Origin of the sequence: Mycobacterium asiaticum (genome assembly GCF_001668675.1) — a bacterium.
Classification (GTDB): Bacteria; Actinomycetota; Actinomycetes; order Mycobacteriales; family Mycobacteriaceae; genus Mycobacterium; species Mycobacterium asiaticum_D.
The window spans coordinates 1-6,653 of sequence record NZ_LZKQ01000012.1; the positions used below are offsets into that span (position 1 = coordinate 1).

The window sequence follows — 6,653 nt, forward strand, 5'->3', positions numbered from 1 at the left end:
TCGGCCAGCCCCGGAATCACCAACGCGCCCACCGCGATTCCCACCGGTTGTGCGGTCTGGCGGATACCCATCGCCAGCCCTCGTTGGTGCGGCGGGAACCAGCCGGAGACCAGCCGGCCACCCGCGCTGTTGCAGCTGGCTGCGGCCATGCCGCCGAGGAACAGAAAGACACCCATCAGCAGCAGCGAGTGCACGGAGGCCGCGGCATAGGCCGCCGCAGCGGTAAGCGCGGAGCCCACCGTCAAAACGATCCGCTCACCGACGCGGTCCAGCACATACCCCCAGGCGACCAGCGTGACGACCATGCCCCAGCTGGGCATGGACGCCAATAGACCCGCCTGCGTCAGCGGCGTTCCGCGCGCGGCTTCCAGCCTCGGGATCAGAAATGCGACGCCGTTGATGAAAAGGAACGAGCTAGCCGTGACGAGCAGCGAGACGACCACGATCGTCCAGCGAGCGGCCGGGCTGGTCGACTCCCTGGGCATTTGTCAATGCTCGCACAGGTTGGGGGATCGCTCCGTGCGCTAGCTTCGCGACCGGACCAGCCGGTCGCGGAGGCGGCCGGTGGTGGGTTGCTGGCGTGCCCGTTCCTCCAACCCGGGCGCCACCAGGCCGGTGGGCACCACGGGTACGGCCGCCAACGGGAACAGGCCACACAGCGCGAACGCCGCCGGATAGCCGAAGGCGCCGATGATCGCGCCGAACATCGGCGGTCCGGTCAGCGTCATCAGCCGCTGGACGGTGTTCTGAACTCCCAGCGCGCGCCCACTCCAGAACTGACCGGCGAACTCGGTGATTGCGGTGGCTTCTAAGCCGTTGTCCATCACCGTAATTACCGATGTAGTGATCATCAGCGCCACCGCCAGGGGGCCGTAGAAGTTGTTGGTGAATGCCAGCAGCAGCATCGTCACGCCGGTTCCGGTGGCGATAAACCGAATCGGGCGCATGCGTGATCCGATGCGGTCCGACCACCGGCCCGCCGCGATGCGGGTGACAGCGCCGAGCAGGGCCGTGAGCGTCACGAGGCTACCGGCGGACTCCACGGACCAACCTTGATTCTTGTTCAGCCAGACCAGCATGAACGTCACCGTCATCGACTGCGGCATCACCATCAGCGCGGAAAGTGCATGAATGCGCCATAACACGGTGGTTCCGTGGTAGGGGCTGGCCAGTTCATCGTCCCGCGCCGCGGCACGCGGTTTGCGCGGCGGGTCATGTGCGACGGCGGCGGCGACCACCGCCGAGATCGCGCATGCCAGCGCGGGAAACAGTAGCCCGTGGGCCGGTGGTCCATGTTCAGCCAGATGCGGAATCATGAACGCGCCCATGGCAATTCCGAGCGGCTGGGCGGTCTGGCGGACCCCCATGGCCAGACCCCGCTGCTCTGGCGGAAACCAGCCGGCTACTAGGCGGCCGCAGGCGGGGTTGCAGCTCGCCGCACCCATGCCACCGAGGAACAGCAGGATGCCCATCGTCAGCAGCGAGTCAACCGTCGACGCCGCGTACGCGGCCGCCGCCGTCACCATCGAACCCACCGTCAGCACAATTCGTTCGCCGATGAGGTCGGCTACGTAGCCCCAGCCGATGAGCGTCACCACCATGCCCAGGCTCGGCATCACCGACAGCAGACCGGATTCCGACAGCGGGGTTCCGTGCGCGGCTTCCAGAGCCGGGATCAGGAATGGGACCGCATTGATGAAGCTGAACGCGCTGGCAGTCACCACGAGCGCGACAGCCACCATCGACCAGCGCGTCGCCGCGCTGACCGCGTGCGATGACATCAAGCCATGCTTGCACAGAAGTGACGTCATAAGGAGGGCTGATTCGAACGGGGGTGTGGGGGAGGACGACGTCGAGACTGCAAATTTGCAGGGCTGCACTCGCCCTTTCGCTGCAACTCTGCGGTCTCGGCGAGTGTGCGGTCGGCAAGCGGGCCCTGCGGGCCCGCATCGTCACCCTCGCTCGGCTTGATCGCGGGCCTCCTCCTCGGGCCCTGCGGGCCCGCATTGTCACCCTCGCTAGGCTCATCCGAATGCGCCTTGGTCGAATCGCCAGCCCAGACGGAGTCGCCTTTGTCAGCATCGAAGGTGAACTGGACGACCCCAACAGCCTGACCGCCCGCGAAATCGCCGAGCATCCGTTCGGCACCCCAACTTTCACCGGCCGTTCCTGGCCCCTGGCCGACGTCCGGCTGCTGGCCCCGATACTTGCCAGCAAGGTGGTCTGCATCGGCAAGAACTACGCCGACCACATCGCCGAGATGGGTGGTCAGGCGCCCGCCGACCCGGTGATCTTCATGAAGCCCAACACCGCGATCATCGGGCCGAACGTGCCGATTCGATTGCCGGCCAACGCCTCACCCGTGCACTTCGAGGGGGAGCTGGCGGCCGTGATCGGCCGGGCCTGCAAAGACGTCTCCGCGGCGCAGGCCGCCGACAATATCCTTGGGTACACCATCGGCAACGACGTGTCGGCCCGCGATCAACAGCAGGCCGACGGCCAGTGGACCCGCGCGAAGGGCCACGACACTTTCTGCCCGATCGGCCCCTGGATCGTCACCGATGTCGACCCCGCCGATCTGGCACTGCGTACCGATGTCAACGGCCAGGTCAAACAGAACGCCCGTACCTCGTTGATGATTCACGACGTCGGCGCCATCGTGGAATGGATCTCGGCGGTGATGACGCTGCTGCCGGGCGATCTGATCCTGACCGGTACACCGGCTGGAGTGGGCCCGATCGAAGATGGTGACACAGTCTCCGTCACCGTGGAAGGAATTGGTACCCTCACCAATCCCGTTGTCCGCAAAGGAAAGTCGTGACTACAACCGACCACGTCCGGGTCCGCTTCTGCCCGTCGCCCACCGGCACCCCGCACGTCGGGATGGTCCGCACGGCACTGTTCAACTGGGCCTACGCGCGGCACACCGGCGGCACATTCGTCTTTCGCATCGAAGACACCGACGCCCAGCGCGACAGCGAGGAGAGCTATCTAGCCCTGCTCGACGCCCTGCGCTGGCTGGGCCTGGACTGGGACGAGGGGCCCGAGGTCGGCGGCCCCTACGCGCCGTACCGACAGTCCCAACGTGCGGACCTCTACCGGGACGTGGTGGCGCGACTGCTGGAAGCCGGCGAGGCCTATTACGCGTTCTCGACGGCGGAGGAGGTCGAGGCACGCCATGTCGCCGCCGGCCGCAATCCGAAACTGGGTTACGACAACTTCGACAGGCAGCTCACCGATTCGCAGCGCGCGGCGTTCTTGGCCGAAGGTCGCCAGCCGGTGGTGCGGTTACGCATGCCCGACAAAGACCTCAGCTGGGATGACATGGTGCGCGGCCCGACCACGTTCGCGGCCGGCACGGTGCCCGACTTCGCCCTCACCCGCGCCAACGGGGATCCGTTGTACACCTTGGTCAATCCGTGCGACGACGCGTTGATGAAGATCACACACGTGTTGCGCGGCGAGGATCTGTTGCCCTCGACACCGCGCCAGCTGGCGCTGTATCAGGCGCTGATCAGGATCGGAGTGGCCGAACGGATTCCGGAATTCGCCCATCTGCCAACGGTATTGGGGGAGGGCACCAAGAAACTCTCCAAGCGGGACCCACAGTCCAACTTGTTCGCCCATCGCGATCGCGGGTTCATTCCCGAGGGACTGCTGAATTACCTTGCCCTGCTCGGCTGGTCGATCGCCGACGATCACGACCTGTTCAGCCTCGACGAGATGGTCGCCGCCTTCGACGTGGTCAACGTCAACTCCAACCCGGCCCGCTTCGACCAGAAGAAGGCCGACGCGCTCAACGCCGAGCACATCCGGTTGCTCGCCGTCGACGACTTCACCCGGCGGTTGCGGGACTACCTGGATACACACGGGCATCGCCTCGCCCTGGACGAGCACAGCTTCGCCACCGCCGCCGAACTTGTGCAAACCCGCATCGTGGTGCTCGGCGACGCGTGGGGATTGCTGAAGTTCCTCAACGACGACGAGTACGAGATCGACCCGAAAGCCGCCGCAAAGGAGCTGGGTCCGGATGCGAGCCCGGTGCTGGACGCCGCCATTGCCGCGCTGGACGGTGTGGGCGAGTGGACCACCGCGCAGATCGAGGAGGCCCTCAAGGCGGCGTTGGTCGAGGGACTGGCGCTCAAGCCGCGCAAGGCATTCGGCCCGATTCGGGTGGCCGCCACCGGAACAACGATCAGCCCGCCGCTGTTCGAATCGCTGGAGTTGTTGGGCCGCGATCGCAGCCTGCAGCGACTGCGTGCCGCGCGTGCGGGTGCGTCCTGATTCTTTGGTAGTCTGCACTGCGGCTTACAACGGCTGGCTGCACTGGTCCCAGGACGCGGTTATCACCGCAGAATGGGGCTTGACCAGCGGTTTTAGGCGGCCAATGGGGTATGGTGTAATTGGCAACACAGCTGATTCTGGTTCAGCCATTCTAGGTTCGAGTCCTGGTACCCCAGCAAAGTCTCACCGACGCCAAGCGGATACCGCGGGATTAGGTGGGCTCACGGGCGTGAGCTATGCTGACTGCTCGGATCGGTTCCGGCCCCGTCGTCTAGCGGCCTAGGACGCCGCCCTCTCACGGCGGTAGCGTGGGTTCGAATCCCATCGGGGCTACTTTTTCACTGGTGAGCAGACGCTAAATCCCCCAATTTCGTACCGAAATGGGGATTTAGCGTCTGCTCGCTATTGCGCAGCCGGCGCGGTCGAGCCGCCCAGCGGCATGGCGGGCATGCCGAGCTTGCGGTGGTCCCAGGAGCGGGTGCGGCGGCTGACGATGCGCACACCGACCCGCTTGTTCATCATCTGGTCGACGAAGGGCTTCATGTCGTCGGTGTACGGCCCGGTATAGCGCTCCCAGACGCTGACTCCGACTCGGTGCAAGGTCTCGGGATCGTCGACGATCTCGGCAATGCCCTCGAAGGAAACCCCGCGGAGCGTGTCATAAGTATGGCCACCCTCGATCAGGAAGCTGACCCGCGGATCCCGCTTGATGTTGACGGCCTTCTGTGACTTCACCTTGGTTTCCAGCCAGATTTCACCGTCGAGCACGGCGTACCACATCGCCGTCAGGTGCGGCTGGCCGTCCGGACCGACGGTGGCCAGCGTGCCGGTGCGGCTGCTGGCTACGAAGTCGGCGATCTCGGCCTCGGACATGACAATAAGCGCGCGCTGATTGGTTCCCATCGCGTCAGTTTGGCAGGCGATCGTCCGGCCCGAGCACCCGCGGGGTTGCGGTAGGCCGGCCAGCCTGTCGCTGCTATCAGCCGCCGGCGCCGCCCCCGCCACCGCTGCCGCCGCCGCCCGCGTCTTCACTGCTATGCGGGGAGCCGGGGCTACCGGTTATGCCCAGCGCACCCTGCGTGCCATCGCCGGCGGTGCCGCCGTTGCCGCCGTTGCCGCCGTTGCCGCCGTCGCCGCCGTCGCCGCGGTCTTGATTCGGCCCGGCGCCGGGGCCGCTGCCACCGCCGTTGCCGCCGTCGCCGCCGATCCCGCCGTCACCGCCGTCGCCGTTGCCGGCGCCATCGCCGCCACGACCGCCTTTGCCGCCGCCGCCGCCTTTGCCGCCGTCACCGCCATCGCCGATGGGGCTACCACCGCTGCCGCCCCTACCGCCGGTACCGCCGTGGCCAGCGTCGCCACCGTTGCCGCCGTTACCGCTGGTGCCGGTCGCATTACCGCCGGCGCCGCCCGTGCCGCCCGTACCACCCGGGCCGCCGGTGCCCCCATTCTCGTCGGAACCGCCACTGCCGCCGGTGCCGCCGGTGCCGCCGGCGCCGCCTTTGCCACCGTTGCCGGCATTGCCTGAACCGGTGTTGTCGCCGCCGGCGCCGCCGGTGCCGCCGGTGCCGGAAAAGCCGCCGTTGCCCCCATCGCCGTTCTGACCGTTGCCACCGCGGCCTGCGGTGCCGCCGGTGCCGCCGGTCCCGCCGTCGCCGCCATCACCGGCGGTCCCGCTGCCGCTGGCCTGGCCGCCGGCGCCACCCGCACCGCCCGCGTCACCCCTACCGCCCCTGCCGCCGTTGGCGCCACCGACACTGTCCGCGCCGTGGCCACCGGTCCCACCGTCGCCACCCCTGCCGCCGTTGCCGCCGTTACCGCTGCCGTTGCCGGCACCGCCGTTGCCGCCGATGCCGCCCTTGCCGCTTTGACCCCCGGTACCGCCCGTGTGGCCGCTGCCCCGGCCGTCGCTGCCGTTCCCGCCGTTGCCGCCCCTACCGGCATTGCCGCCGTTGCCGCCGCTGCCCCCGCCGGCACCGCCGTCGCCTCCGAAGCCACCGTTACCGCCGGCGCCTCCGACGCCTCCGTGCCTCCCGTCGTTGAGAATCGGCGGCGTTGAGCCGCTCCCGCCGTTTCCGCCGACGCCCCCGTTGCCGCCGTTGCCGCCATTGCCGCCGCCGACGCCGTCGATGCCAGCTCCGCCGTTGCCGCCACGACCGCCGTTTCCGGCCAGACCGCCGGTGTGGCCTGGGTCGCCCGAGCCGCCGTTGCCCCCGTTTCCGCCGTTGCCGCCGTTTCCGCCGGTGCCGCCGGTGCCGACGGTGCCGCCCTTGCCGCCGTCAGCTCCCGCGCCGGCCGCCCCGGCAGTGCCGCCGGTGCCGCCTGCGCCGCCGTCTTTGCCTGCCCCGCCGTCGGTGGTGGAGCTGCCGCCG

The 6,653-nt window shown here is 68.3% G+C and carries 5 protein-coding genes, 2 tRNA genes and 1 pseudogene; 4 read left to right on the plus strand and 4 right to left on the minus strand.

From position 1 onward, the window contains the following. Together A9X01_RS01170 and A9X01_RS01175 are read right to left on the minus strand one after the other, a co-directional pair. Nucleotides 1–485, minus strand: a 485-nt coding sequence (locus A9X01_RS01170; protein WP_155771861.1) for an MFS transporter, incomplete at its 3' end; no start/stop codon positions are given. A 39-nt stretch (nt 486–524) separates the two neighbouring features. Beyond that, nucleotides 525–1,781 (minus strand): MFS transporter, encoded by a 1,257-nt coding sequence (locus A9X01_RS01175; RefSeq protein WP_065118918.1) that lies wholly within the window; start codon nt 1,779–1,781, stop codon nt 525–527. Between the two features lie 251 nt (nt 1,782–2,032). Between A9X01_RS01175 and A9X01_RS01180 the strand changes: the two genes are divergently transcribed. The 4 genes from A9X01_RS01180 (at nt 2,033) to A9X01_RS01195 (ending at nt 4,617) form a co-directional block, all read left to right on the plus strand. Continuing rightward, on the plus strand, nt 2,033–2,821 hold the full coding sequence (locus A9X01_RS01180; RefSeq protein ID WP_065118917.1) for a fumarylacetoacetate hydrolase family protein: 789 nt from the start codon (nt 2,033–2,035) through the stop codon (nt 2,819–2,821). Next, entirely contained in the window at nt 2,818–4,284 is a 1,467-nt protein-coding gene (gltX, locus tag A9X01_RS01185) for a glutamate--tRNA ligase (RefSeq protein WP_081282141.1), read from the plus strand. The genes A9X01_RS01180 and gltX overlap by 4 nt, the downstream gene beginning before the upstream one ends. A gap of 104 nt (nt 4,285–4,388) precedes the next feature. Beyond that, nucleotides 4,389–4,460: transfer RNA gene (locus tag A9X01_RS01190), tRNA-Gln, on the plus strand. 84 nt (nt 4,461–4,544) lie between these two features. Further along, nucleotides 4,545–4,617, plus strand: a tRNA-Glu gene (locus A9X01_RS01195). A 69-nt stretch (nt 4,618–4,686) separates the two neighbouring features. On the opposite strand, the gene A9X01_RS01200 is transcribed toward A9X01_RS01195, so the two are convergent. Then, a complete protein-coding gene (locus A9X01_RS01200) occupies nt 4,687–5,187 on the minus strand; it encodes a pyridoxamine 5'-phosphate oxidase family protein (protein ID WP_065118920.1) in 501 nt (166 codons plus the stop codon). A gap of 76 nt (nt 5,188–5,263) precedes the next feature. Beyond that, a pseudogene (locus A9X01_RS30290) lies at nt 5,264–6,653 on the minus strand (PE family protein); the annotation flags it as partial.

Bases quoted from the DNA above. Each gene is read 5' to 3' on its own strand.
- A9X01_RS01200 (WP_065118920.1), bottom strand. From the start codon at position 5,187: ATGGGAACCAATCAGCGCGCGCTTATTGTCATGTCCGAGGCCGAGATC.
- A9X01_RS01175 (WP_065118918.1), bottom strand. From the start codon at position 1,781: ATGTCATCGCACGCGGTCAGCGCGGCGACGCGCTGGTCGATGGTGGCT.
- A9X01_RS01180 (WP_065118917.1), top strand. From the start codon at position 2,033: ATGCGCCTTGGTCGAATCGCCAGCCCAGACGGAGTCGCCTTTGTCAGC.